We start from the raw sequence: 25,022 nt of genomic DNA on the forward strand, positions 1-25,022 counted from the left end.
GATCGCATCTTTCCGATGTCGCGCCGCTGCACTACACCCGAACCATGCCGATTTTTCCAACCTCGCTGACCGACATGTGCGACCACGGGTTCGATACCGTGATCGACGTCCGTTCCCCGGAGGAATTCGCCGAGGACCACGTCCCCGGTGCGATCAACCTGCCGGTGCTCGACAACGATGAGCGGGCGCGCGTGGGCACCATCTATACGCAGGTGTCGCCCTTCAAGGCGCGCAAGATCGGCGCGGCGCTGGTGTTTCGCAATGCCGCGGGCCACATCGAGGGACCGCTGGCGCATCACGACGGCGGATGGCGACCGCTGGTCTATTGCTGGCGCGGCGGGCAGCGCTCGGGGTCGATGGCCTGGATGCTGAAGGAAATCGGCTGGCGCGCCGACACCGTGAAGGGCGGCTACAAGACCTACCGACGGCTGGTGTCCCAACGGCTGTACGATGCGCCTCTCGGCCTGCGCCTGGTGCAGCTCGGCGGTTTCACGGGCACCGCAAAGACAGATCTTCTGGGCGTCCTGCAGCGTCGCGGCGTGCAGGTCATCGACCTGGAAGGGCTTGCCTGTCATCGCGGCTCGCTTCTGGGCGCGCGACCGGGCGGACAGCCCAGTCAGAAGGCTTTTGAAAGCGCTTTGGCCCAGGTCGTCCTGCGACTTGATCCGTCGCGCCCGGTCATCATCGAGGCCGAGTCGAGCAAGATCGGAGACCTGAACCTGCCGCCCGCGCTCTGGGCGGCGATGAAATCCGCGCGCTGGATCGAGATCGCGGCACCGGTGCCGGTGCGCACCGCATACCTGGTCGAGGCTTACGCAGATATTCTGAGCGACACCAACGCCTTGCGGCAAAAGCTTGCGCCCCTGAAACGGTATCGGGGCAGGGCGCTGGTCACCCATTGGTTCGACCGGATCGACGCAGGCGATACCGCCGGTCTGGTCGAAAGCCTGATGGTCGATCACTACGATCCGGCCTATGCCAGCGCCATGCGCGCGATGGCGCCGGATGTCGCCGCGCGGGTGCGGACCGAGGCGCTTGGCCAAAGCGCTTTGGAAGAGGTTGCGGCCGATATCGAAGCCGCCTTGGAGCAGATTGAGGCCGCCGCAAGCCGGTGATGCCCGCCTCCCGACAGCCCGATCGAGCGGTCAGGCATCGACCTCGATGACACCCGCCCGGTCCGTCAGGTGACCGATCATCGCGGCCTCGTATCCGGCGTCCCGAAGCGCTTTGAGGGCGGCGTCCGACCGCGCCGCCGGCAGCGCCGCGAGTAGCCCGCCGGCGGTCTGCGGATCGAACAGCAGCGCATGGTTCGGGGTTTCGGGCAGGTGCGGGGCAACCTGCCGGTTCTGCGGATATAGCGATGAACGATGCCCGGCCTCGGCAAGGGCCAGGGCGCCGGTCATCACCGGCACCGCCGACAGGGTCAGTGCAACGCCGGTTCCCGACGCCTCGGCCATGTTGCGCGCATGCCCCAACAGTCCGAACCCCGTCACATCGGTCATTGCGTGGGCGTCCGCCAGAATCCGCGCGGCGTCGGCCTGGCTCTGACACATCAGCGCCCAGCAGCGCGCCACCACATCGCCAGGGGCCGCAGTTTGCATCTCGGCGGCGAGGATTGTCCCGGACCCAAGCGGTTTGGTCAGGACAAGCGCATCCCCAGGCTGACCGCCGGACAGGGTGATCGGCGGCCCGTCCAGCAGACCTGTCAGCGACAAGCCGATGGTCAGTTCGTCGCCCACCGAGCTGTGGCCGCCGACAATCTCGGCCCCGGCGGCGCGCAGGACGTCGGATGCGGTGACGATGATCTCGGACAGGGTGCGTGCGCTCAGGTCCTCGGACAGGCGCGGCAGCACGAGGTTCAGCGTCGCGGCCTGCGGCGCGGCCCCCATGGCCAGCACGTCACCCAGGGCGTGATGCGCGGCGATGCGGGTCATCATCACCGGATCCAGCGTCATTGCGCGCAGATGATCGGTGGTCAGGACCTGGCTGACCGGCCCGAAACGCAGCAATGCGGCGTCATCGCCGGGCAGCGGGATCACGTCAGAGCGTGTGGGGGCGGGCAGCTCCGCAAGCGCCCGAGCCAGGGTCGCGCCGCCGACCTTGGCGCCGCAACCGCCACACATCGGCTTTTCGCCGCGCGCTTCGGCCATGCCTGCCGCATGCTGCCTTGGCAGAGGCACGGTTTTCATAGCCGGCAGATCGTCCAGCTGATCCATGAACTTGCGGTCGATCCGGTCTTTCCAGCGCCAGACCCAGGGCCCTGAAAACCGCAGCCCGAAGCGCGCGCCCAAAGCGCTTTGACGACCCAGTGAAATCAGCTTCAGGTAGTCTTTCTGGGGATGGTAGGCGCGCATCTTGCCCGCGCCGAGCGCCGCGCGCAGGTTGTCGTAAAGAACGGGGGCCGCCCGCACCGCATAGACCCCCGCCTTGGGCCGGGGGGCGTGGCCGAGATGTGCGCAATCGCCGGTGGCGAAGATCGCAGGATCGGCACTTTGCAGCGTTTCGCCCACGGTCAGAAAGCCACCGTCATGCGGAAGCCCGATCTCGGCCACCCAGTCGTGCGGCTGCGCACCCGCGGCCCCGACGATGAAGGACGCGGCGTGGGTCGTGCCATCGGACAGGTGCACACCGCCGGACGAGATGCGTTCAATCTCTGTATGTTCACAAAGCGTTACACCACCTTCCTCAAGCGACGCGCGAAGTTTCGCGGCCACCGGTGCGCCCAGTCCCGCCATGGCTTCGGACCGCTCGAATATGCGCACCTCGGCTTGGCGTCCGCGGCTGCGCAGCGCATGGGCCATGGCCATCGCCAGTTCCACCCCCGCGACCCCGCCGCCGATCACTGCAACAGACGCCGCGCCGTCCGCGTCAAGGTAGTCCTGCCAGCGATCCGCGAAGGGCCCAAGCGGTTTGGCGGGCACGCCATGGTCCGAAAACCCCGGCAGCATCGGCATCGCCGAGGTGATGCCCACATCCAGCGCGCAGACATCGTATGCCACCGGCGGTCTGCCCGGCACCGTGATCAACCGCGCCGCGGGATCGATCGCCGTCACCGGCCCGAGGATCAGCCGCGCCCCGGCAAAGCGCGCCAGCCGCACCAGATCGATCTGCAGCGCGGAGCGGTGGTAATGCCCGGCGACAAATCCCGGCAACATCCCGGAATAGGCGGTCACCGGCGTCGGGTCGATCAGCGTCAGGCGCGCGCCGGGCAGTGGGTCCATCGCCCATTTGCGCAGCACCAGCGCGTGGGTGTGACCGCCACCCACAAGCACCAGATCGCGGGTTTGCGGCAAGGGCGAAGCGTGCATGTGGCGGGCCTCCGGTCAGGGGTCAAAGCGGTTTGGTCTGGGCCTTTTTCCGGACATGGCGCGCGCCCGGCGGTTCCGCAACCCGAAAGGCGCGGCCCCCGTGCCCCCCGAAGCGGCCGCGTCGATGCACGCAAAACGGGCAGTTGCGCCGGAATGCCCAAATATTAGCGGCGCGCCCATTGCGTTTCGGCGCAATACCCTATGTCGTGGCAGCATAAGGGGGCGCGATGGCAGAGACGTTCAACGAGATGATCAATGGTGGCGCGGTGCGTGCCGCCTATCAAAAGCTTGAGAAATGGCAGAACGAAATGCCTGCCGATTTCCGGGCGATGAAGCAAAGCGAGGCCGAGGCGTTGTTCCGCCGCGTCGGCATCACCTTCGCGGTCTACGGCGAAGGCGGCGATCCCGAGCGGCTGATCCCGTTCGACATGTTCCCGCGGGTCTTCACCGCCGACGAATGGCGCAAGCTCGACCGGGGCATCCGGCAACGGGCCACTGCGCTCAACGCCTTTCTGGCCGATGTCTATGACCAGCGCGAGATCATCCGCGCCGGCAAGATCCCCGAACATCTGGTCACCCGGAACGCGGCCTTCGAGCGCGCCGTCGTCGGCATCCGCCCGCCGCGCAACGTCTGGAGCCACATCGTCGGCATCGACCTCGTGCGTACCGGACCCGATCAGTTCTACGTGCTCGAAGACAATTGCCGCACGCCCTCGGGCGTTTCCTACATGCTGCAGAACCGAGAAATCATGATGCGCATGTTCCCCAACCTCTTCGTCGAGAACCGCATCGCGCCGGTCGACAATTACGCCGACACGCTGCGCAAGACGCTGGCCTCGGTCGCGCCCAAGAAATGCGACGGCGATCCCAACGTGGTGATCCTGACGCCGGGCCAGTTCAACTCGGCCTATTACGAACACTCGTTCCTTGCCGACCTCATGGGGGTCGAACTGGTCGAGGGGCAGGACCTGTTCGTCGATGGCGATTTCTGCTGGATGCGCACCACCGAGGGTCCGAAGAAGGTCGATGTGATCTACCGCCGCATCGACGATGCCTTCCTCGATCCGCTGTGCTTCCGGCCCGACTCGATGCTGGGCGTGCCGGGGCTGATGAATGTCTATCGCTCGGGCGGGGTCACGATCTGTTCGGCGCCCGGGGCAGGGGTGGCCGACGACAAGGCGATCTACACCTACGTCCCCGAGATGATTCGCTTCTACCTGGGCGAGGCCCCGATCCTCGAGAATGTGCCCACCTGGCAATGCGCCAAGGCGGATGATTGCAAATACGTGCTCGAGAACCTGCCCGAACTGGTGGTCAAGGAAGTGCACGGCTCGGGCGGCTACGGCATGCTGGTCGGCCCGTCTGCGGACAAGGCCACGATCGAGCTCTTTCGCGCCAAGATCGAAGAGAAACCCTGGAACTACATCGCCCAGCCGACGCTGGCCCTGTCGTCCTGTCCGACATTCGTCGACGAAGGCGTGGCGCCGCGCCATGTGGACCTGCGCCCCTATTGCCTCGTCGGCGAGAAGATCGAACTGGTGCCGGGCGGTCTGACCCGCGTGGCGCTCAATGAAGGCTCACTGGTGGTGAACTCGTCGCAGGGCGGCGGGGTCAAGGACACCTGGGTTCTGGCGGAGTGACCATATCATGCTGAGCCGCACCGCATCGCACCTTTACTGGATGGCCCGCTATATCGAGCGCGCCGAAACCACCGCCCGCCTGTTGCAGGTCGGCGGTCGCAACGCGCTCTTGCCCGACATCGGCGGCGGCTATCGCAACGATTGGGAAGCGGTGCTTCAGGCCCTGGGCCAGCTTGATGTCTTCCGCGAAAAATACGGCGAACCGAACCAGCGCAATATCGAGACCTTCCTGTTCTTTGACAGCACCAACCCGGCCTCGATCATGTCGTGCCTTGCATCGGCGCGCGAAAACGCCCGCGTGGTGCGCACCGCGCTGACCGGCCAGGTCTGGGACGCGATCAACTCCACCTTCCAGGAAATGCAGGACTATCACCGCACCGAGCGGTCCAAGCTCATGCTCACCGACATGACCGACTGGACCCTGCGCGCCGGGGCGTTGATCCGGGGGGCGGTCAGCGGCACGCAGTTGCGCGGCGACGGTTACCGCTTCATCGGTCTGGGCTATTCGCTGGAACGGGCCGACAACACAGCGCGTCTGCTGGATGTGAAATACTACCTGCTGTTGCCCAGCCTGTCCTATGTGGGCTCCGCGCTCGACCAGACCCAATGGGCGACGCTGCTGCGGTCGATGCAGGCGCATCGGGCCTTCGTCTGGGCCTACAAGGGCGAGATCACGGCGGCCAAGATCGCCGACCTGCTGATCCTGAACCCGCAATTCCCGCGCTCGCTCATGGCGGCGACGCAGGACACGGTCGATCACCTCGAGGGGCTGTCGAGGGATTACAACAAGGCCGGTCGCGCGGTTGCGGTCGCCCGCGGTCTGCTGGGCGAAATCTCGGAGCTGACGGTCGAGGATATCTTCGACGAGGGCCTGCACCAGTTCCTGCTGCGCTTCATGAACCGCAACGCCGAGATCGCGGGCGTGGTCCAATCAACCTATCTCAGCGGGGTGCCGGAATGAGGCTGAATGTCTCTCATGTGACGCGCTACACCTTCGACCGACCGATCCAGCGGCTGATCCAGTCGCACCGGCTGACCCCGTCGCGATGCGCCAACCAGCAGGTCGTGTCGTGGGAAATCAACATGCTTCATGCCAATCGGGGGGCTGCCTTCCGGGACGGGGCGGGCGACTGGACCGAAACGGTATCGGCCATGGGCCCGCTCGACAGTTTCGAAATCGAGGTGGTGGGAGAGATCGAAACCCGCGATTTTGCGGGCGTGCTGAAGGATCATCGCGAAAAGATGCCACCCTCGGCCTATCTGACCGACACCGAACAGACCCGCCCCAGCCAGGGTTTGCGCGATCTGGCCCGGGCGACACTGGCGGACATGGCCGATGCGACGCTGCTGGAACAGGCGCATGCCTTGTCCGAGGCGGTGTCCGACAACGTGCAATACGTCCCCGGAGAGACCGAGCACATGACCCCTGCGGCTGCGGCGCTGGAAGGCGGCATGGGGGTCTGCCAGGATCAGGCGCATGTGCTGATCGCGCTGGCGCAGATCTCGGACATACCCGCCCGCTACGTCACCGGATACCTGTTCAGCGACAGCGGCGATCATGCCGCCGAGGCCAGCCACGCCTGGGCCGAGCTTTGGGTGCCGGGGCTGGGCTGGGTCGGGTTCGATGCCTCGAACCGCTGCTGCCCCGACGAACGGTATATCCGCCTCAGCTCGGGCTATGACGCGCAGGACGCATCCCCGATTCGCGGCATGGTCATCGGCGGCGCGGGCGAAACGCTGGACGTTATCGTCAAGATCCGCGATCTGGATGCCCAGAACGCGGGCCAGCAGCAGCAGCAATAACGTCACGTAGCAACTTACAAGGCCCCGAGGCCGATTGCGGCCCCGGACCGGTTGCGCCACTGTCTGCGGGTCACTTTCAAACAGGTTCGAATCGATGACCTACTGCGTCGGATTGCTTCTCAACGACGGCATCGTGCTGCTGTCCGATACCCGCACCAATGCCGGGTTGGACAACATCTCGACCTATCGCAAGATGTTCACCTACGAGGCCCCGGGCGATCGGGTCATCGCGATCATGACGGCGGGCAGCCTGTCGGTCACCCAGACCACCATCGCGCGCCTGTCCGAGGCGATCGAGACCGGCGACGAGACCCATTCGATCATGGCGGCGCATTCGATGCTGGCGGTGGCGCAGATCGTCGGCGACACCCTGTCGGCGGTCACCCAGGAAGTGCGCGGCAAGATGCAGCGGCAGGAATCCGTCTCGGCCTCAATGATCCTGGCCGGTCAGCGCGCCGATGGGGCGATGCGCCTGTTCCTGATCTATTCGCAGGGCAATTTCATCGAGGCCACCGCCGAGACGCCGTATCTCCAGATCGGCGAGCACAAGTACGGCAAACCGATCCTCGACCGGGTGATCCGCCCCGAAACCACGCTGGCAGACGCCGAAAAAGCCGTTTTGCTGTCGATGGACTCGACCCTGCGCTCGAATCTCAGCGTCGGGATGCCGCTGGACCTCGTCACGATCGAGAACGATGGCCTGCGCATCGCGCGCGAACGCCGCATCGAGGCCGAAGACCCCGGTTTCCAGAAGATGAGCCAGGCTTGGTCCGAGGCGCTCCGGAAGTCGTTCCAGGAGATCGAATCCGCCTGATCCGGCGCATCCCCCGATCGGCGACATGACGCCGCGGCACGCGATCTCACGGGATGGTGTGCTTGTTTAAAGACCAGATTTTACATAAATTAACGACGTGGCCACCGCATTTCGGGATGGCCCGCCATCAGTGATATCCTACCGGGAGTTTTCGTCATGCAACCGAACGCGACATTCGCGGCCACAACCGCCGCCACGGTTCCGACGGAATACACCGACGCCATCGACTGGGGCACGCAGGTGGCCTCGGGCGACTACAACGCCGATGGCGACATGATCATCGAATACTACTTCCAGCCCATGGGGCAGCGCTTCGGCTTCTTCACGACGCAGGAGTGGACCGCTTATGAAAAGCAGCGCGTCGAGGCGGCGTTCGACCTTTACGAGAACATCATGAACGTCGAGTTCGTCGAGACGAGCGTCGAGGCCGATGCCGAGTTCAAGCTCAACAAGGTCGACGCGCGCGGACTGTATCTTGGCGTGATGAACCCGCCGGGCAACTTCGACGAAGGCTCTGCCGGCTTTGCCAGCGACGGCACCGGCTGGGACACCAGCGGCGGGCTCGAGCAGGGGGGCTTTGGCTTCATCACCCTGATCCACGAGTTCGGCCACGGTCTGGGCCTCGCGCATCCGCATGATACCGGCGGCGGCTCGACCGTGCTGCCCGGCGTCATCGGGTCAAGCAGCACCGGCTTCGGCGATCTGAACCAGGGCATCTATACGACGATGTCCTATGTGGACGGCTGGGCCACCAATCCCGACGGGGCGCTCGATCCCAGCGTGGCCACCGCCTACGGCTACCAGGGCACGCCCATGGCGGTCGACGTGGCGCTGTTGCAGGACAAGTACGGCGCCAACATGGCCTACATGACCGGCGACAACGTCTATCTCCTGCCCGATGTGAATGCCGGGGGCACCTTCTATTCCTGCATCTGGGATGCCGGTGGCACCGACGAGATCCGCTACAACGGCAGCGCCAACGTGGTCATCGACCTGCGCCCGGCCACGCTCGAGCTTGAGCAGGGCGGCGGTGGCTGGCTGTCCTATGCCAGCGGTATCTACGGCGGCTACACCATCGCCAATGGCGTCGTGATCGAAAACGCGACCGGTGGCAGCGGCAATGACGCGCTGATCGGCAACGCGGCGGACAACACTTTGACCGGCGGGGCCGGCGCGGACACCTTCATCTTCGTCAAGGGGCAGGCGGGCTACGACACCATCACCGACTTCGAGAAGGGCGTCGACAAGTTCGACGTGTCCGACTACGGCGTCATCCGGGTGCTGCGCAATCTCGATGTCGACCACACCGCCGATGGACTCGAGCTGAGCTTTTTCGACCAGACGGTCCTGCTGGAAGGTCTTGGAACCGGCGAGACCGGGTCAACCGACTACATGGTCTGACAAGGCAGGGCGGCACCATCCGCCGCCCCGTCGCCGCGCCATCCCTTACCGTCGGCTTGGGCCGTTCAGTCGCTTCACGACCTCCGCATGGTCGGCCTCGATCGCCATATCCAGGGGGGTCTGGCCGTCACTGTTGCGCATTGCCGGGTTCGCGCCGGCGTCCAGCAACATCTCTACCGCCCGCGCATCGTTGCACCAGACGGCCACATGCAGCGGCGTGAACCCGCAGTTCCCCGCCAGATCCACATCCGCCCCCACTTCGATCAGCGCCTGCGCCGGGAAAAGCTCGCGACCGTAAAGCAGATTGTGCAGGACGCCGTCGCCATCGGCTTCGCGGGACCGCACCGTCACCCGCGCCGCGCCCAGTTCTGCCGGAAACATCCGGTCCGACAACCGCGCCAGGATTTCCGGCACGGTCTGCCGGGTTTTCGATGCCTTCGCCTTGGCCATCTGCCCGCCCTGTCCTGCAACCGGTGCCGCCTGATCCGCGGGCTCACCGGCACCCGCGGCAAGGCTCGCAGATTTCCCGGCGCGGCTCAATCCTCTGCCACAGCGCAACCCGCCCCTGCACGCGCCAAGGCCGGCTGCGCGACCGTTAAGGCAAAGCACGATCTTGGCCGGTCAGGTGATTGGTGTGAAACGACTTTCCCTGAGTTCCGGTGGTCCTGTCTCTGCCCGAGCACCGGGCAATCTTCCCGCCGCATCCCCCGGAACCTTGCGGACAATCGCGCCATGCCCGACCGCCGGAAGACACCCGGATCCGTGCCGCGCGCACCGGCGGAACGTTCGGAACAGGAAAAGAGGGGGTCTTGGAGGCGAGTACCGGAATCGACTGATTCGAAATGAGTTATTTGTTTTCAGAACCTTAAAGGAGGCTGTAGTATCCATGGTACTGCAAATTTAGTATCCAATTTTGTGGCCACACCTCCATGCTTGCAGTGAAAACCTTGATTGATACGCTCGGATGAGAGACGGACGTGCTCGAACTGCTGCCCAAGCTAAGGTGCAGCAAGTGCCATGTCAGAGGGCAGGCTACGTTTGTCATCACCTACGTGGGTGGCTCAGGTGAGGCGCTGCTTGGAGCGAAGCAAGGAGACTAATATGGCTAAGTGTGGCGGCTGCGGGAGAGAAACTGGCTTTCTGGGGGGTGCCGAGTGTCAGGAATGTTTGCTTGAGCGCATCCGTGAAGAACGAAGTGGTGGAGCGCCGGACCCTAAGAAGCTCGAACGACAGAATCGAGACCACGAAGTGTCTCAAGTGCTTCTCACAACCGAAGCCTACCCTGAGGGCTTGAAGATTGAAAAACGCATCGAAGTTGTAACCGCTGAGTGCGCTTTTGGAATGAACCTCTTCAAGGACCTGTTTGCTGGCGTCAGAGATGTGTTTGGAGGCCGCTCAGAGGCGGTACAGAAGACGCTAAGGGACTCAAGGCGCACGGCCCTCTACGAACTCAAAAAAGAGGCTCACGCGGTCGGTGCTAACGCTGTGGTTGGAATCGACTTGGATTATGTAGAGCTAAGTGGGGCGGGTAATATGGTGCTGCTGGTGGCTTCAGGCACTGCTGTGAGGATTGAAGGCGCTTAATGTCCGTATGTATTGATTGTGGTAACGCTATTGGCAACAAAGGTTCCTTCAATGGGCGCTGCTCTACTTGCCACGCGCAACATCTGGTTAAAGATATAGACCGCAGTAGGTTTGATAGGGTCGAGACAGCATCAGAGCGACAGGAACGCTATGCACAAGAGGCAAAGGAGAAAGAAAGAAATGAGCGGGCCTTAGTTGACCGTATTTTAATAACCACCGAGTCTCAGCCTGACATCAATATTCAAGAACGCATCACTGTTATCACGGCTGAGTGCGCTTACGGTATGAATATTTTTAAGGACCTATTTGCAGGTGTGCGTAACGTAGTTGGTGGCCGCTCTGAGGCTGTTCAGAAGACCATGAGAGATGCTCGCGAAACCGTGCTCTACGAGCTTAAGCGGGAGGCTCATAGAGTGGGTGCGAACGCAGTGGTTGGGATTGACTTGGATTATGTTGAGCTGGCCGCCACGGGTTCCAGTATGCTGATGCTGGTGGCTTCAGGCACTGCTGTGAGGATTGAATGAAGAAAAGTAACTTATATTGCTGTATTCTAATTTGTATACTCGCAGCCACGAAAGGTTGGTCTCAGGCAAGCTGGCCTCAATCTAAATCCATGCTCGAAACGCCTGCATTTTTCGAGTGTCAAGGCGCTGAAGTCCTTGCTGTATTTAAGGAGGAGGACCATTTCGTTTTAGTCAAAGGCAGGAGTCAATCCAGAACGCAGATTTTGCCAATAGACTACTATAGCTTCGAGGTAGAGGTGAACGTATCCACCAGAACGAAATGCATGGCTGCCTCTACCTGAGCTTTCGAGTAGTCCTGCTGGTTTGAGAGGACGTATTGAGCGTCAGCATAAAGCTTCTGGTAGGCTGGCCTAGAAGCCGCTTCCCCTAGGGGCTGCCGCACCCCCATTGCCTGTGCGAAGGTGGCCACGTCCTTCTCAGTTTCTTCCTGTAGGAGGGTAGAGAGCTTCGAGTCGAACTCGGCATAGATGCGGGCGGTTATCTCATGCTGCCTCAGGCGGGCCTCTGCCCGGTCGCTGGTGCCGGTGGAGCGGGCAAGCTGTTTGTTCCGGTAGTGAGGTATCAGGACCTGAGGGACGGTCACGCGGACGTACCACTTACCCTTGGCTTTGGGCAGGTAGAGCGTGGAGGGATGATAGCGCATTAAAGCCCCTTACTAAGGAGGGCTACCGGCCATGGGTAGTATCCAAAGTAGTATCCTTGTTAGTGTCTTTTTGCAATATATGTGGGGATTTAGAGGCTTAGGGGGAAATGGAGGCGAGTACCGGAATCGAACCGGTCTTCACGGATTTGCAATCCGAGCGACGCGCTGAAAAGATTGGAAAAAATTGTAAACTCCACCGTGGGCTCACTGAGCGATTTCAACGGGATACCTGGTCGCGTGTAAACCGAATTTTTTGAGCTTTCACTGTGTGGCAGGGTCAAGCAGTCGAGTTCAGGCCATCAAACAAGAGCTTAGTCACCTCGATCCGACCCGCGTTGAACAGCACGACGATTGGGGGCCTTTGCTTCTGCTAACAGGCCTCCCCAAATCATACATCCTTTGCCTACCAGTTTGTGATCATACCACTATCAAGGGAATTTGACATTGCGCATTAGCAACCTGTGAGACTACAGATATTACGAACACCTGAAAGCGACCAATATGACCGAAGCCATTGAAAAAATTGTAGACCGAAGCAATCTCGCGTCTTGGCTTGGAGATCCTTTGAACAATGGTCGGGTAGTCCAAACGGTTCTCAAGCCGAGCGACAGGGTGATCGCGCGAGTAACTGACGGCATCTACCGCCAACCTGCATCTGCCCTACGAGAGTTGATCTCGAATGCCTGGGACGCTGACGCTCAGAATGTTACGATCATGACTGATGCGCCGCGGTTCGCCAAGATGTATGTGCGCGACGACGGCTTAGGGATGAGTTACGAATCCTTGGCCCGGTTGATGCACAATATTGGCGGAAGCGCGAAGCGCATTGATGAGGGCATGAAGCTTGGTATCACAAATGCTTCGGACCCCGAGCGTACGCCTTCAGGCCGTAGGATAATCGGCAAAATCGGGATCGGATTGTTTTCAGTCAGCCAACTCGCAAAGAGCTTTCGCATAATAACGAAAACAAAGGGAGCAAGTTTCAGGCTCTCTGCTGAAATCCAAATGCACCAGTATCGAGAAGATGGCACGGCGGGTGCTGATGGCAGCAGTGAATATATTGCGGGGGATGTGTATATCCGGCGCGAAGAAACGACCGATTTCGATGCACATGGAACAGATATCATTCTGGATGGAATTCGGCCGAGGGTCAGAGATCTGCTCCGAGACGCCGATAATTGGGAGGCAATTCGGGAGCGGGAAGATGCCCTTGAAGCGGGCGATACAGAGACATGGGCAAACCTGAAGGCCGAAAAACCAAGTTATCATTCCGGGTTTCTTGGAAGAAAACCCGAACCTGGTGAATTGTCTCAGTTCGAAGTGGAGCCAAATTATCCTTGGGGGGTAGAAGTTCGTGCGGATGATAAGATGGGGAAGCTTATTGACGCGGTAGAGGAAGGATTTTCGAGAAAAAGTAGGCCAGACTTGGCAACTACTCTGGATAAATATCTTGAAATGATATGGAACCTCGGGCTTTCTTCTCCTGTCGAATATGAAGATAAGCATCCATTTGATCTGACTAATTCAAGCGAAATAGATTTTTTTTGGTTGAGCGGCGCAAAAGGCAAAGGTGATGTGATTTCCCTTGGCGATGGACAGTCTGTTCGGGATGCTGTTGCAGAAAAGTATGATGTTCAATTGGACAGCGGCTACGACCCAAAGGGCAAGTTCGCAGTGAATATTGATGGAATAACCCTAAAAAAGCCTATTCGATTTAAGCATCACAAGAGTGAAGCGCGCGGTTTGAGCAGAGCTGTAATGTTCGTCGGCAAATTCTCTCCTGATATGGGAAAGATTTCGATCCAAGCTCGTGGTGGAGATTTAGAAGTCGAAGGCTATTTATTTTGGACGGGGAGAATGGTTCCAAAGGAAAATAATGGGGTCCTTGTGCGTATTCGGGAGGCGAGTGGCGCTCTTTTTGATCCGACTTTCTTTAAGTATCAGGTCGCAGAACAGACACGGCTCAGACAGATCAGCTCGGAGATATTCGTAAGAGAAGGGCTGGATGCAGCGCTGAACATCGATCGTGAGTCTTTCAACTTTGCCCATCCTCACTTTCAGCTTGTTAGCCTATGGCTGCATAACTCGATTAAACAGCTAACAAACCGGCTGAAGGATCTGGCAACTAAGAAGAATGCTGCTGAGCGAGAAAGGGCGCACGAAGACACACGAAACTCTATTGTTAGAGAAGCAGATGTAATTTGGAGCCAACGTAGAGGGACGCAACCAACACCCGAAGTGAGAATAGCCGGGCCGACCGAAAATGTATCAAAACTCAGGTCCGAAGGATATGTTACAATCCGAGCTTCGGGGATGACCGGAAAAGGTGACGCTACAGGGAATACCGCGGTGCTTGCGGAGGCAATTGCGAAAGTTCTACTGGCCCATGAGGTAATGGAAGGACTTGATTTTGAAGCGCAAGAGGCATTGATTTCAGATATTATCTCCGTCTTCCGGAGTTCAGAGAATTGAATAAACAATTGGCAAACGAAGTGGTTGATGAAGACGAGTATCTCGATCGTGTTTTTGATACCGGAGCTGAATCGTATTCACCTCAGCATGGGTTGAAAACTCAGTTCCTTCCTTGGCACCATCCGGTGAAACAGATCGTCCGAAAATATCAGTGGGGCAACCTTACGAAGCGGCTGTTTGATGAGCGTACTCCCGAACATCGTGGAGTCCTCCGTTACTTTTCGCTTCCAGGAAAAGACCTTCTGGACATTCGCTATCTTTCTGACCGCCTCGGGGAACACAGCACAAAGATCGAGTATTTTGGCTTCGATTCCAGCTTGGAGAAGCTGGAACCATCTGAAACGGAACAACCCTTCCCTGGAGACGAAACTGCCTTGCGACAGGTGGGGAAAATAACAGACAATTCTATCGTTCTACCAGATAGGTTGGAAGATATCTCAGAGGACCGATCACAGGCCGCTGAGCGTCTCGCGCGAGAAGCTCCCTTCGACGTCGTTAATATTGACGCTTGCAACCACCTCACTCACATACCGACTGGGCGCACTAAGAATCTGTTTGCGGCGTTTCACACGCTACTGTCACATCAGTTTCAAGCTAAGCAACCTTGGCTACTGTTTCTTACAACCAGAGTCGGCCCTGAGTTCCTCGGTCAGCCTGGGGACGATTTCAGAGCTGCAATTAGGAAAAATATAGACGAACACCCTGCTGATTTCCCGGTAGAACTTGGTAAGTGCATGAATATTTCGCCAGATAATCTTGACGAAAATCTGGAGGGCGCGTGGGACAATCAAGGTGATCAGTTTCTGCGGGCTTATTCGATTGGTTTGGCGAAGCATTTACTGCAGTTCTTTCACGGACAAGGAAATTTTCAAGCAAAGCTACATTTGAATAGCGTGTATTGTTATCGTGTCGTTGACGGTGCTCCCGATATGCTGTCATTTGCCTTTACGATTACACCCCAGCCGATCCGGGTTAACCCTCCAGCGGCAAACGGGCAATTACTTGGCGATCCCTTAGAGTTGGGTGCGGCCAAAAGGGCGATTGCCAGAGTACAAAGAATTTGGGATCTGGATGATGCAATTGGGAATGATGACGGTTTAGTCGAGGAGATCGTGGAAGAGGCCGAGGGCCTTTTGTCCATGGCAAGCTACTCAATCCCGGATTGGAAAGAGTGGGTGCGTGGTCACGCCGTCCGTCCAATCCCTATTTGAATGTGTCAACTGAGTTCAGATGGCACGAAATGAACTCACTTTTTGAGCACATTGGAAGCGAAAGTTCCTGAATTAGTTTTTTGTCATAGTGGCCATTCAGTAAGAGGATCCCCTCTTTTGCAAGTTGCTCTCTGGTCCCGCCGCCTCCATCCGCTCTCACGCGACGAGTAAAATCTTTCTGCTTTGCCGTAGCCTCAATAACGTCCCGGGTAATTGGGCGTCTTTGAACTAAACGAAAAAGAGTTCTGACTCTTCCATTCCCTGATTTCTCTGAGAATATTTCATCGATCGTTTCTTGCGGTACGGTTCGCCAGAAATTTTGAGGATAGGGTCGGCGCTTCAGAAGCCAGAGTATGTTCTCGAAACCCAGCGCTGAGACACTCTTCTTCGCGTCTCTATTCTGGCTTGCAGTGAGATATTCTGAACGGGCTATAATAAGACCGAGAAAACAGGCTGCTTGGGCCTCATCAGCTGCCACAAGAATGCACGGATGATCAATCGCTTCCGAAGGAATCATCCAGTTGTTGCCCATGGTGTTTTTTATGTCGACATCATGTCCGTTGATTACTGTATCAAGTCGGCCCTTCTTCAAACCGAGCATCGCCTTAAGTTCTATTTCAACCCTTGTGCCAATGTAGGTCTTTTCTGTCTTCTCAAGCTCATCATAAGAGCGGCGTCCAGTCTTTGGGGTCATGATCACGTCGTCAATGCACTGACGAAGCATACTGGGGAACAGTGCTTCCAGCCCCTCTTGCCCTCCGGCTCTCTTGAGGATTTCGTTTTGTAAGTCCGAGAGGAGTTCAAAGTCGGAATGCCCCGGCATCACAACACTTTGAGGAATCTGCTTTCTCAATTTTCCCTCAATCAATCATTTGGCACTTAAAATGCTTCCTACAAGGATGAGAAACTTAAGTTCTATGTGTTTACCGCGCGCAAAACTCGCTTGCGAAGAGCTTTTGCCACTTGTCTGCCTACTACTTCCGCAACGGGAGGCGGAAACGCATTTCCCACCTGTCGGTAAGCATTCGTCTTCGCGCCAGTGAAAACCCAGTCGTCAGGAAAGCCTTGGATTCGGGCAACCATCGGAACCGTTAGGCGGGGCATGTCATTATGGAATGGATCTGGGGCTTCAGGCGCGATTGTGCGTCCTTCTACTCCCAAAGACGCCCAAGCTCTGCGCGCGCGTGTGGGACCTAAGTCTGGTCCCCCGTGCTTTTTTGAGCCGCCGACAATCGTAGGGGCGATTTCATCAGCCTTTGAGGCCCAAGCTTCAGCACCCCGCCATCCTCGAGCAGCCATGAGATCCTTCAACGTTTCGCCGACTGTTGGAGGATTGTGCGGGTGGGGGTCAGGCCAATCGAAGTGCTCGGCCCTATCATGCTGCATCGCCACGATGATGACCCTCGGCCGCAGCTGTGGTACCCCATAGTCAGATGCATTGAGCAGGCGCCAATCTGTCTTGTATCCAAGCTTTTCCAGCTGGCGCTTCAAGTGCTCTCTGTAGTCATGGAACGCGGCGTCGAGAAAGCCTCTAACGTTCTCAATCATCACTGCGCGAGGGCGCGTCGCATCCACTATGTCGATTGCATCATTAAAAAGATTGCGCTCGTCCTTTTCACCCAACTGCTTTCCCGCGACGGAGAAAGGTGGACATGGCAAACCCCCTGCCAAAAGGTCCATGCCTTTGAATTCCCATGCGCGGTTTTTGAACTCCCGAACGTCTTCTTCAAGAACATTCCATTCAGGGCGATTATGTCGAAGCGTGTTGCAGCAATGCTTGTCGATCTCAACCAGGGCAGAATGGGAATATCCGGCATTCTCTAAGCCAAGAGCCTGGCCACCAGCTCCGGCGCAGAGTTCTACAGATGTCAGCATGTTGTTCTTGCCCTTTTCTTTTATACAACACTTAGAGTGCATGGCGGTCAATGACAGTCGCGTTATGTTGTGATGTTCCTTTATTGTTCCTACTGGGGATGTTTGGGGCGTTCAAGGGAGAATCCCTCCTATAGTAGTTGTCCCCGAGCAGTCCGCGCGTCTTGCAGTGTCGTTCGAGCCGCGTCATTTCTGAGGAAGTAGCAGTAAACGGTTCAAAATTTGCTATTCATTGTCCAAGAAGGGTAGGCACGGCGCTACAGGGTCTGTCGTCGACGCAGAGTTTACTTGCTTGTTTGCGCGGGCCTCTATGTCGCGGAGCACCTCCCTCAACGGAAAAGCCTCGCGCTCTTTCACCTTCAGCTGGGCGTGCACCAAGCCGACAATCCGGTTTCTCTCGAGCCGCGGCAGGTTGCTCGTCCAGTCCAAGAAGGCGTAGCCAAAAAGGATCTTCCGCCGAGTGTCGCGCTTGCGGATTTGCATGGCCGCTTTGGCTTTCGCGTCGGCCAACTTTGCACGTTCCTTAACAATTTTCGCCTCAAGTGCAGCAATCTGTTTTTCGAGAGGGGGCATCATGAATTCCCTTTTGGATTGTAGTTATCGGATTGGAAATGTGGCCTTGTCGGCCGTTTTGCTCCCAAGAAGTTTGCGCCCATCTATAGTGCCACTGAGTGCCAGCACCGAGCCTGGGACAGGCTAAGGGCGCGGTTACGCAACTCCGATGGAGTTGCCGCGCGCCTGCAGCGGGCTTTGCACGGGAGCGTGAACTGGTACGGGGCACCATCTCAAGACTATGAGACACAAGGCATCGCGTTTAGAAATCAAAATTCGCAACCGTAGCAACACCGCGTCCATCGTCGCGGCTGCAGCCTATTGTGCAGGCGGGCGCTACCGCTGCGACCGCACTGGCAAAGTGAAGGATTATTCTCGTCGTCGTGATGTCGTCTCGGTGGAATCGATTAGAATGCCAAACATGCCTGAGCAGGTTTTCAACGCCGCTTGCGCCAAAGAGAAACACCCCAGGGCGCGGCTCGCACGTGAAATACTTGTGTCATTACCTCACGAGCTATCGCTCGAAAAGCAACGCGTATTGGTGCGCGGGTTCTGCCTTTGGCTGCATGATCGCTATGGGATTTCTTCCCTGGCGGCGATCCATCATCCGCTTGCCCATGGGCTGGATCAAGAGATTATCGAAGATCTGATCCCGCAGACAGAAGGGCAAAAAAAGCCAGCTAAGCTGCGGAAGGATGAACGTGGTAATCATCTAAATCAACACGTCCACATTCTCTGCCCTACCAGGTTCTGGAACGAAGAAACGAAGTCTTTCGGCCGGAAACTCCGCGACCTTGACGGTATCGTTTCTGGCCCCCGGATTGTGCAAGAAATCCGCGATGAATGGCAGCAGCGGGTCAATCGTCAACTGAAGAAATTGGGCGTAGAAGAGCTTGTCGACCTTAGAAGTTATGAGAAAGCTGCTGCTGTAGGTGACGCCCCTGAAGGGCTCATGCCGCAGCCGAAGATTGGAGCAAGAAGTACCGCACGAGGCCGTCGGCGTATATTGATGAGGGGGGCGGACGACACCTTTCTCGGCAAAGCGCGTGCAGAAGTTCAGACTAAGAACGACGCGCTTTGGGCGAGCTGGCTGCTATTGCGTGACCTTGAGCGTGAGAAAGCTCGCCTCGAAAAATCGCAGCGGATTGCCGTGGAGAATGAAGCGGCCCGCCGTGCGGATAGTGTCGACGCTACGACTAAGATTGATACTGCTCAATCCACCGCCGCCCGTGCTGAAGCCATCGAGAGTGCGCCTCATCTCGATGCACTTGACCCAATGAAGGCAGCCATTCTTTGGGCGCAAGGGAAGGCCGCTAAGAGGATTGACCCGACCAGCGACCGTACCCTCGACCCCGAAACCGAGACGGCGGCCACTCCAAATTCAAAGCAGCCGCCGAAATTCACAATGAGCTACAAAGCGAAACAACGCGCCCGTCGCCCGCGCCAGAGACAGCGGAAAATAGGCAGCTGACCGATTTGCGCTTCTGTTCTAACGGAAATCTCGTATTCCTGCGATTTGATCGTTAAGGCGAGTTCGTCGACATCGTTTTTGGGTACTTAGCAAAGAGTTCTAAACGAAATCGATGGCTTTAGGTGCAACTTTCGAGGCTTCCGGTCCGCTCTGGGGGGCAGTCAGCTGCGAGGTAGTCCTTTTTTACCATCCACCTTCCGACCAGGGGTCGCCCCAAACGTCGAACAGGGGAAACCCTTCGCAGCGCTCATCATGGTAGGCGCGGTAGTCGTAAACCTTTCGGGTGTCGTCGGGCAGCGCCGTGCCGCGCCCATATTTATTCATGCTACAGATTTCCTGGGGGCCGAAATCCGCTCGAATGGCATGTCCGCGTTCGTATGCGAGGAGTTCGTGAAGTGGCTGTGCATCCTTTATGGCTTGAAGCGTCTGGTGGTTAGAACCAGTACGGTTGCGCTCCTTTATTTCAGCTTGGGCAAGTAGACCGAGAAACGCTTCTTGGAAGTGTGTAGTCGAATAGGTCGCCGAGTGAATTCGCGGTTCACAACGGACTAAGAGGCCATTTAGTTCTGTATCGCTCAAACGCGCCAGCTCGCGCCCACGTGACAGACGGCGTTTTACTGCTTGGTTCAACCATTCGGCGGCTACATGTTCCCGAAGGCTGTACCGCGCCATGGAGAAGTTTATCCAATCCAACTGAACTTCGAAATCCTCTGGGGAAGTGCGTTCCAACGAGGCGGTTAAGCAATCAAAGTCGCCCCGCGCGTCAAGACGCAGGCGGGCGAAACAGCTTGCTTTCTTCCGCCCCTCTATCTCCTGGACCTTTTCGGCCATCATCGAATTCAGTTGAAGTGTCAGCTTCGCGCTTTCGGTATCGATCATGCCCGACAACAGGGCCGGGAGGGTGACGGGGAGAACATGCATGATGTCGCCTTTCCTGTAATGTAGTGAGACCGTCAGGCCAGTATTCAGGAAATGAAATCGAACTGTGCGGCGCGGAAACAATAACCAGAATGACGTAGGGTAAGCTTTTTGGGAGGTATGGCTTGGGGGCGTAGGTCCTCATCATGGAGAACCCGCCCCAACAGTCATTCTGCGTAGATTCAAAGCCAGCCGCTGCAGGCATGGCAGCCGAGGAATATTTGCGTCTATTGCACCCTGATAGGACATTTGGGTCTGTGACGCTGATGAGGTTGGATAGAGATATCCATTGTGCCAGGACATACCGACCCGATATTCTTCCTTTCGCCGCTACCGTTTGGCTTGATGTTTCGTCGTTTGTCACGCTGCATCGTTTTCACGGGCCGAGGTCTGGAGGCCGACTTGCGGCACTGAACGTGCTCGCTCTGGACCTCGATTATCGTAATACGGCGAAATGGCGCGGTGCGACGCCGGAACAAGTTGTTTCGGCGGTCAAGACGGCAGTCTCTAACCTCGACTTACCCCAGCCTTCAATCGTCACTGATACCGGGCGTGGTCTTGCTGTGCTTTGGCTTATTGACGAACTGCCGGCAGCCGCCGAACCTCGCTGGAGGTCTGCGCAGAGTTGCCTAATCGATATGTTCTCAGGCTTCGGCGCCGACAAGTCATGTGGAGATACCGCGCGCGTCTTTCGCATTCCCGACACGGTTAATTTGAAGAATGGGCGTACGGTAACTGTTTTGGATGGAACGCTCCGCCGGTACGACTTCGACAGGTTCTCGGATGCTATCTACACGGCCTTAGGCCGACCTACGCGGGCGATGCTGGCGACCCGAAAATCCGAGAGGGGAGAAAAAAACAAAAAACGATCGAATGGCACCCGTGGCCTAAGCTCAACTGCCCGCTTCGCCCAGGTGCAGGCCGACTTGATCACTCTGGCCACATACTGGGGTGGCCAGGTTCCTAAGGGGCTTCGGAATACTTGGTTACATCTGTTCGCCACCTGCATCACACATCAACGTGGTCGCGTTGATGTTTCAGTTGAGGTTGAGACAGCTGCTGCACGTTATTGTACCCTCCTTCCTTACTCCGAGGTCGTTGCAGTGGTCCGTGCAGGGGAAAAGCGCCAATTGGGAGAGCAAGAGCGATATTTCTATTCGGGTGCACGTATCGCCGAAATACTGAATGTTTCCGATGCTCTTGCTCAAAAGTTGCGGCTCAAGCAGATCTATTCTGAAACAGAGAGGAGCCGACTGCGAATGGGTAAGGAGGCCAGCCGCCGACGCGCAAAAGGCATGGTGACGCGGGAAGAATATCTCGCCAGCCATGCGGTAACACGCACCAAACCATGGGAATACTTCGGCTACTCTCGCGCAACATGGTATCGACGCGGCCGCCCTAAGCCGCCGATTATGAATTCCACCGAAGTTGTGGAACAAAGAAGAGGCATTTCTTGTGAGACACCTCCGCGACCGCTACAGGGGGGCTTGCCAAGCCGTGGGCCGTGGCAATACCTCACAGCCAACCACCAAACCCTCCAATACCCCCTTCAAGCCTCCTCTGGGAGAAGCCTGAAGCGTGCGCGAATGACGCCGACCCGCAGCGATCGGCTCAGAAGACCGCGTGAAGGACTTCCGGACTTTACGCCGAATGATAGGGAACTTGCCGCTGCGGAAGAAATCTTCCCAGGGGCGATGTCAGGCCTTAGGCCTCTCGCCGCTGCACGCGTGCTGTGACGCGCAGCAGCGAGGGGCCATAAGGCCTTAGAGAAAATTGCTGCCGTCTTTCAATATGACTGGAGCATTTATGTTAGAGCAATACCCACACAATTACTGGGAGCAGGAAATCGCAGTAGGCGACATTCTTCTTTTCCGGTTTCCAACAACCGAAGTCTATCCGGATTGCGACGCGCCAAAGCGTCGACCCTGCCTCGTCGTTAAAACAGGCTGCTATGGTACGCAGAACCTCGTGGAGTTAGCCTATGGCACCTCGGCCTATGGTTTTTCGAACCGGGGCTGCGAAGTAATCGTCAGACAGTCAGAGGGCATTAGCAAAGCCGGATTGACGCGCCCAACGCGCTTCACCCTAAATCGACGGCTGATAGTCAGCCCCGCTCATTCGGGTTTCGAATTTGCAACTCATGGCGATCCGCGTATTGGCCGACTGGACCAAGCATTGACGGACCGACTGCATTCGTTACTCGCTCGAACGCTTCCGGAGTTCGACAATGCAGCAATTCATCATCGTACGCTGTGGGATGAGCAATGCAATTTAGTGCATGACAGTCACGCTGTAGTGGATCGACACTGCGCACTGTTGCCAAGCCAAGTCATGGTAGGGGGCAAGGAATGAACATTGCCTCCAAGTCCGCCGTGGTTGAGGACCTTGCATGGGAGGCGCTGGCGGCCGCTCGCATCGTTGCTACAGCAATACGCGAGGATGTACTTCATCGACTCGCGCCGCTCGAGCGAGTTGGTCCGAAACGCCTACTTCGAGCGATCGAAAGTAGAGAAATTTTTGATCACTGGACGCTTGATGAACTGGCCTTTCTCGAAGCACGCCTCGTCAAGCACATCTCAGACGGCACTTTCATGGTCGACCGTGCTGAAGTCGGAGAAGGCAATGTATCTCCTGCTTTTTGGCGTGAGCCCCGATTGACTGAGGACGCTGACGCAATGTCGAGCGCGCTCTCGGTAGTTCTCGAGCTCCAAATGATTTTGGAAGCCATTCAGGATCGCATTGCCGCTGAAGCGGCCATGGAAAAACTTCGTCTCAACCTCTGAGGTAATTAATATGTAGCATAATCAGCTACATGAGGCGCGCCGACAATTTCAGCTGCTCTCGGTCGGCGCGCCAAACTTTCAGATAAAGAACCCTGGACAGAGTTTTGAACGTGCCGCGCCAACCGCTCGCACCTCCTGCGTACAAGCAACGCAAAAGGACAACGTCAATGTTCGACATGCCCCAACACAACCCCTGGCTGCAGCCCCTGATGACAGGCGCGGAACTGGCCACCATCATGCGCTATGCCGGAGTCACCTCGGCATTTCGGGCTTCGCTTAAGAACCTCGGAATCAGGCCTGTTCCCGGCCGGAATGATATCTATGACCCGCAGCATGTGCGGCACCGCCTCAACGTGTCGCAAGGCATGCACACCTCTGCAACTGAGGTCATCAGCACCTCGGGTGCGCTTCAAAACAAACTAACTAAGACCGAAGAACGGAGGATCCGCCGTGGCCAAACGTGACAATGAACACCGCATCGCAGGGGTGCACCGCGTGACAAAAAAGCGGAAAGACGGCACCAAGAACAAGTATCACTATGTCTTTCGAAGCGGTCCCAAGTTTTGGGACAGCACGATGGAATTTGATGCGAGCGATGCACGTTATATCTCCGCATATGAAGCGGCCATACGTAAGCTACGATTAACACCTACGATCGACGAGAAATCCACATCGTTTGTGCTTGGCCGCTACCTCAACGCAAGTGAATTCGTAAAGCTTAAGCCTCGTACAAAAAAGGATTATCAGCAATTCCTCGCTGCATTTGAGGAGGAGTTTGGAGAAGATCCCATCGAGCTATTCGAAGAACCTGACTCCTTAGGTGAAATTCGGGAATGGCGATCAAAGAAATGGGGTCATTCGCCAAAACGTTACGATTACGCTGGAACGGTGATCACAACTTTCCTCAATTGGTGCGTCGAAAAGGACGCGGCGATTAGACTGCATTTCCACAAGGGGCAGCCCAAGCTCTACAAGTCTGACCGATCCGACAAGATATGGTTGCCGATCGAAATCAGGATGTTGCTGGATCAAGCGACACTCGAGGAAAAACGTGTAGTCATTGCGTTCTCTGAGGGCGGACTTGCGCCTCAGGATGTTGGACTGCTTCGTCGGAAGCACATTCAGGTGACACCAAAGGGGCGCCGCCTCTTCTTCCGTCGGCAGAAAACTGACAATCCAGTAAGCATACCAGTGACAGATGCTTTGGGGGATTTGATTGACGGCCTTCCAAAGGAACAAGACCTCCTTGTGACGTCGCTTACCGGCAAGCCGCTGACTGCGTTGCGGGCGTCGCAAATCATTCGAGACCTAAAGCTACGCCACAACGCGAAGGTAGATGCTGGCGAGCTACCATTGCGCATTCGGGACGAGTTGCGTCCCTACGACATGCGCGGCACCGCAGCGACAGCGTTACTACGTGCTGGCTGCTCTCTAAATGAAATTGCGGTTCACATGGGATGGGGGCTCCGTCACGCCGCAAATGTGATTGAGCGCTACGCAGCGCAGGTGCCGGAAGTGACGGATGAAGTTCATCGCAAGCTACGCAAGGCCAAGAAGGCTGACGCAAAAGCTAAACGCCAGAGAGCCCGGAAAGCGGGGATGGAATGATCGCACTGAACGAAATCCGGGCCGACTTGACGCTGGCCGTAGCTTGGTGCGATCTCGAACATACCGCAGTCAGAGAGCGGCATGCTATTGGCCATGTTTTCTTGCAACGTAATGGCCGGACTGCGGTCCGGCCAATGATCCAGTTGTCGGGCCAGAGTCTGGAAGAGGCCGAGGAAATAAATGCTCTCGCCCGTGCCTGCCTTGAGATCCTTGGCTATCCTGCAGTGTCTGTTGCCACCCGACCGTCCGAAATTCGGGTTGCGTTGGTCAAAGTAGGACCCCGGTCAAACCATGATCGTATCGCCGCCTTTCAGCTGTTTTCGGGCCTGGGGCGTTTGGTCTGACAGTGAAATCTCTCCCCGAGTATCTGAAGCCGTGAAGAGTTCTCTTCGCGGCTTTTGTTTATGCTATTCAGCGA

Annotated in this window: 24 protein-coding genes; 17 read left to right on the forward strand and 7 right to left on the reverse strand. The window is 57.6% G+C overall.

From position 1 onward, the window contains the following. Positions 1-44 precede the first annotated feature (44 nt). Positions 45-1,115: a tRNA 2-selenouridine(34) synthase MnmH gene (gene mnmH / locus ACXYMN_RS12950; protein WP_459014117.1), complete on the forward strand. Its 1,071-nt coding sequence runs from the start codon at positions 45-47 to the stop codon at positions 1,113-1,115. 30 nt (positions 1,116-1,145) lie between these two features. Here the strand turns inward: mnmH and selD are convergent, their stop codons facing one another. Then, the gene (gene selD / locus ACXYMN_RS12955; protein WP_459014118.1) at positions 1,146-3,308 is read right to left on the reverse strand and encodes a selenide, water dikinase SelD; all 2,163 of its coding nucleotides are present in this window, start codon (positions 3,306-3,308) and stop codon (positions 1,146-1,148) included. A 227-nt stretch (positions 3,309-3,535) separates the two neighbouring features. Between selD and ACXYMN_RS12960 the strand changes: the two genes are divergently transcribed. From ACXYMN_RS12960 to ACXYMN_RS12980, 5 genes are all read left to right on the forward strand, one after another. Next, the gene (locus tag ACXYMN_RS12960; RefSeq protein ID WP_459014119.1) at positions 3,536-4,948 is read left to right on the forward strand and encodes a circularly permuted type 2 ATP-grasp protein; all 1,413 of its coding nucleotides are present in this window, start codon (positions 3,536-3,538) and stop codon (positions 4,946-4,948) included. A gap of 7 nt (positions 4,949-4,955) precedes the next feature. After that, positions 4,956-5,909 carry an alpha-E domain-containing protein gene (locus ACXYMN_RS12965; RefSeq protein WP_459014120.1) on the forward strand — a complete coding sequence of 318 codons (954 nt, stop codon included), beginning with the start codon at positions 4,956-4,958 and terminating at the stop codon, positions 5,907-5,909. Next, entirely contained in the window at positions 5,906-6,751 is an 846-nt protein-coding gene (locus tag ACXYMN_RS12970) for a transglutaminase family protein (protein ID WP_459014121.1), read from the forward strand. Before ACXYMN_RS12965 ends, ACXYMN_RS12970 begins: the two co-directional genes overlap by 4 nt. Before the next feature lie 94 nt (positions 6,752-6,845). Continuing rightward, positions 6,846-7,565 carry a peptidase gene (locus ACXYMN_RS12975; protein ID WP_459014122.1) on the forward strand — a complete coding sequence of 240 codons (720 nt, stop codon included), beginning with the start codon at positions 6,846-6,848 and terminating at the stop codon, positions 7,563-7,565. 156 nt (positions 7,566-7,721) lie between these two features. Continuing rightward, the gene (locus tag ACXYMN_RS12980) at positions 7,722-8,966 is read left to right on the forward strand and encodes a M10 family metallopeptidase (protein WP_459014123.1); all 1,245 of its coding nucleotides are present in this window, start codon (positions 7,722-7,724) and stop codon (positions 8,964-8,966) included. A 45-nt stretch (positions 8,967-9,011) separates the two neighbouring features. Here ACXYMN_RS12980 and ACXYMN_RS12985 read toward each other — a convergent pair whose 3' ends face one another. Next, complete coding sequence (locus ACXYMN_RS12985) at positions 9,012-9,416, reverse strand: ankyrin repeat domain-containing protein (protein WP_459014124.1); 405 nt, start codon at positions 9,414-9,416, stop codon at positions 9,012-9,014. 651 nt (positions 9,417-10,067) lie between these two features. On the opposite strand from ACXYMN_RS12985, the gene ACXYMN_RS12990 reads away from it, so the two are divergent. Both ACXYMN_RS12990 and ACXYMN_RS12995 read left to right on the forward strand, forming a co-directional pair. Continuing rightward, positions 10,068-10,550, forward strand: coding sequence for a YbjQ family protein (locus ACXYMN_RS12990; protein WP_459014125.1), 483 nt, complete (start codon positions 10,068-10,070; stop codon positions 10,548-10,550). Then, a complete protein-coding gene (locus ACXYMN_RS12995; RefSeq protein WP_459014126.1) occupies positions 10,550-11,074 on the forward strand; it encodes a YbjQ family protein in 525 nt (174 codons plus the stop codon). Before ACXYMN_RS12990 ends, ACXYMN_RS12995 begins: the two co-directional genes overlap by 1 nt. Positions 11,075-11,291: 217 nt before the next feature. Here ACXYMN_RS12995 and ACXYMN_RS13000 read toward each other — a convergent pair whose 3' ends face one another. Continuing rightward, the gene (locus ACXYMN_RS13000) at positions 11,292-11,717 is read right to left on the reverse strand and encodes a DUF6538 domain-containing protein (RefSeq protein ID WP_459014128.1); all 426 of its coding nucleotides are present in this window, start codon (positions 11,715-11,717) and stop codon (positions 11,292-11,294) included. A 501-nt stretch (positions 11,718-12,218) separates the two neighbouring features. Between ACXYMN_RS13000 and ACXYMN_RS13005 the strand changes: the two genes are divergently transcribed. Next, a complete protein-coding gene (locus ACXYMN_RS13005) occupies positions 12,219-14,189 on the forward strand; it encodes an ATP-binding protein (RefSeq protein WP_459014129.1) in 1,971 nt (656 codons plus the stop codon). Further along, a complete protein-coding gene (locus ACXYMN_RS13010) occupies positions 14,186-15,400 on the forward strand; it encodes a PP_RS20740 family protein (protein ID WP_459014130.1) in 1,215 nt (404 codons plus the stop codon). Before ACXYMN_RS13005 ends, ACXYMN_RS13010 begins: the two co-directional genes overlap by 4 nt. Here the strand turns inward: ACXYMN_RS13010 and ACXYMN_RS13015 are convergent. The 3 genes from ACXYMN_RS13015 to ACXYMN_RS13025 all read right to left on the reverse strand — a co-directional run bounded on the left by ACXYMN_RS13015 (position 15,393) and on the right by ACXYMN_RS13025 (position 17,848). Further along, complete coding sequence (locus ACXYMN_RS13015; RefSeq protein ID WP_459014131.1) at positions 15,393-16,253, reverse strand: NaeI family type II restriction endonuclease; 861 nt, start codon at positions 16,251-16,253, stop codon at positions 15,393-15,395. The two genes, ACXYMN_RS13010 and ACXYMN_RS13015, sit on opposite strands and share 8 nt — an antisense overlap. A gap of 62 nt (positions 16,254-16,315) precedes the next feature. After that, the gene (locus ACXYMN_RS13020; protein WP_459014132.1) at positions 16,316-17,275 is read right to left on the reverse strand and encodes a DNA cytosine methyltransferase; all 960 of its coding nucleotides are present in this window, start codon (positions 17,273-17,275) and stop codon (positions 16,316-16,318) included. Positions 17,276-17,497: 222 nt separating this feature from the next. Next, positions 17,498-17,848, reverse strand: coding sequence for a hypothetical protein (locus ACXYMN_RS13025; RefSeq protein ID WP_459014134.1), 351 nt, complete (start codon positions 17,846-17,848; stop codon positions 17,498-17,500). Positions 17,849-18,065: 217 nt separating this feature from the next. On the opposite strand from ACXYMN_RS13025, the gene ACXYMN_RS13030 reads away from it, so the two are divergent. Further along, positions 18,066-19,295, forward strand: a complete 1,230-nt coding sequence (locus ACXYMN_RS13030; protein WP_459014135.1) for a MobA/MobL family protein — start codon at positions 18,066-18,068, stop codon at positions 19,293-19,295. 183 nt (positions 19,296-19,478) lie between these two features. Here the strand turns inward: ACXYMN_RS13030 and ACXYMN_RS13035 are convergent, their stop codons facing one another. After that, the gene (locus ACXYMN_RS13035; protein WP_459014136.1) at positions 19,479-20,216 is read right to left on the reverse strand and encodes a hypothetical protein; all 738 of its coding nucleotides are present in this window, start codon (positions 20,214-20,216) and stop codon (positions 19,479-19,481) included. Between the two features lie 143 nt (positions 20,217-20,359). Here ACXYMN_RS13035 and ACXYMN_RS13040 point away from each other — a divergent pair, with 143 nt between their 5' ends. The 6 genes from ACXYMN_RS13040 to ACXYMN_RS13065 all read left to right on the forward strand — a co-directional run bounded on the left by ACXYMN_RS13040 (position 20,360) and on the right by ACXYMN_RS13065 (position 24,948). Continuing rightward, positions 20,360-21,949, forward strand: coding sequence for a hypothetical protein (locus tag ACXYMN_RS13040; protein WP_459014138.1), 1,590 nt, complete (start codon positions 20,360-20,362; stop codon positions 21,947-21,949). A 70-nt stretch (positions 21,950-22,019) separates the two neighbouring features. After that, complete coding sequence (locus ACXYMN_RS13045; protein WP_459014139.1) at positions 22,020-22,565, forward strand: hypothetical protein; 546 nt, start codon at positions 22,020-22,022, stop codon at positions 22,563-22,565. Next, the gene (locus ACXYMN_RS13050) at positions 22,562-22,996 is read left to right on the forward strand and encodes a hypothetical protein (protein WP_459014140.1); all 435 of its coding nucleotides are present in this window, start codon (positions 22,562-22,564) and stop codon (positions 22,994-22,996) included. The genes ACXYMN_RS13045 and ACXYMN_RS13050 overlap by 4 nt, the downstream gene beginning before the upstream one ends. A gap of 167 nt (positions 22,997-23,163) precedes the next feature. Next, a complete protein-coding gene (locus ACXYMN_RS13055; RefSeq protein ID WP_459014141.1) occupies positions 23,164-23,460 on the forward strand; it encodes a hypothetical protein in 297 nt (98 codons plus the stop codon). After that, the gene (locus ACXYMN_RS13060; protein WP_459014143.1) at positions 23,447-24,604 is read left to right on the forward strand and encodes a hypothetical protein; all 1,158 of its coding nucleotides are present in this window, start codon (positions 23,447-23,449) and stop codon (positions 24,602-24,604) included. Before ACXYMN_RS13055 ends, ACXYMN_RS13060 begins: the two co-directional genes overlap by 14 nt. Further along, on the forward strand, positions 24,601-24,948 hold the full coding sequence (locus tag ACXYMN_RS13065) for a hypothetical protein (protein ID WP_459014144.1): 348 nt from the start codon (positions 24,601-24,603) through the stop codon (positions 24,946-24,948). The genes ACXYMN_RS13060 and ACXYMN_RS13065 overlap by 4 nt, the downstream gene beginning before the upstream one ends. Positions 24,949-25,022: the final 74 nt, after the last annotated feature.

It is taken from the genome of Roseivivax sp. CAU 1753 (assembly GCF_054482575.1).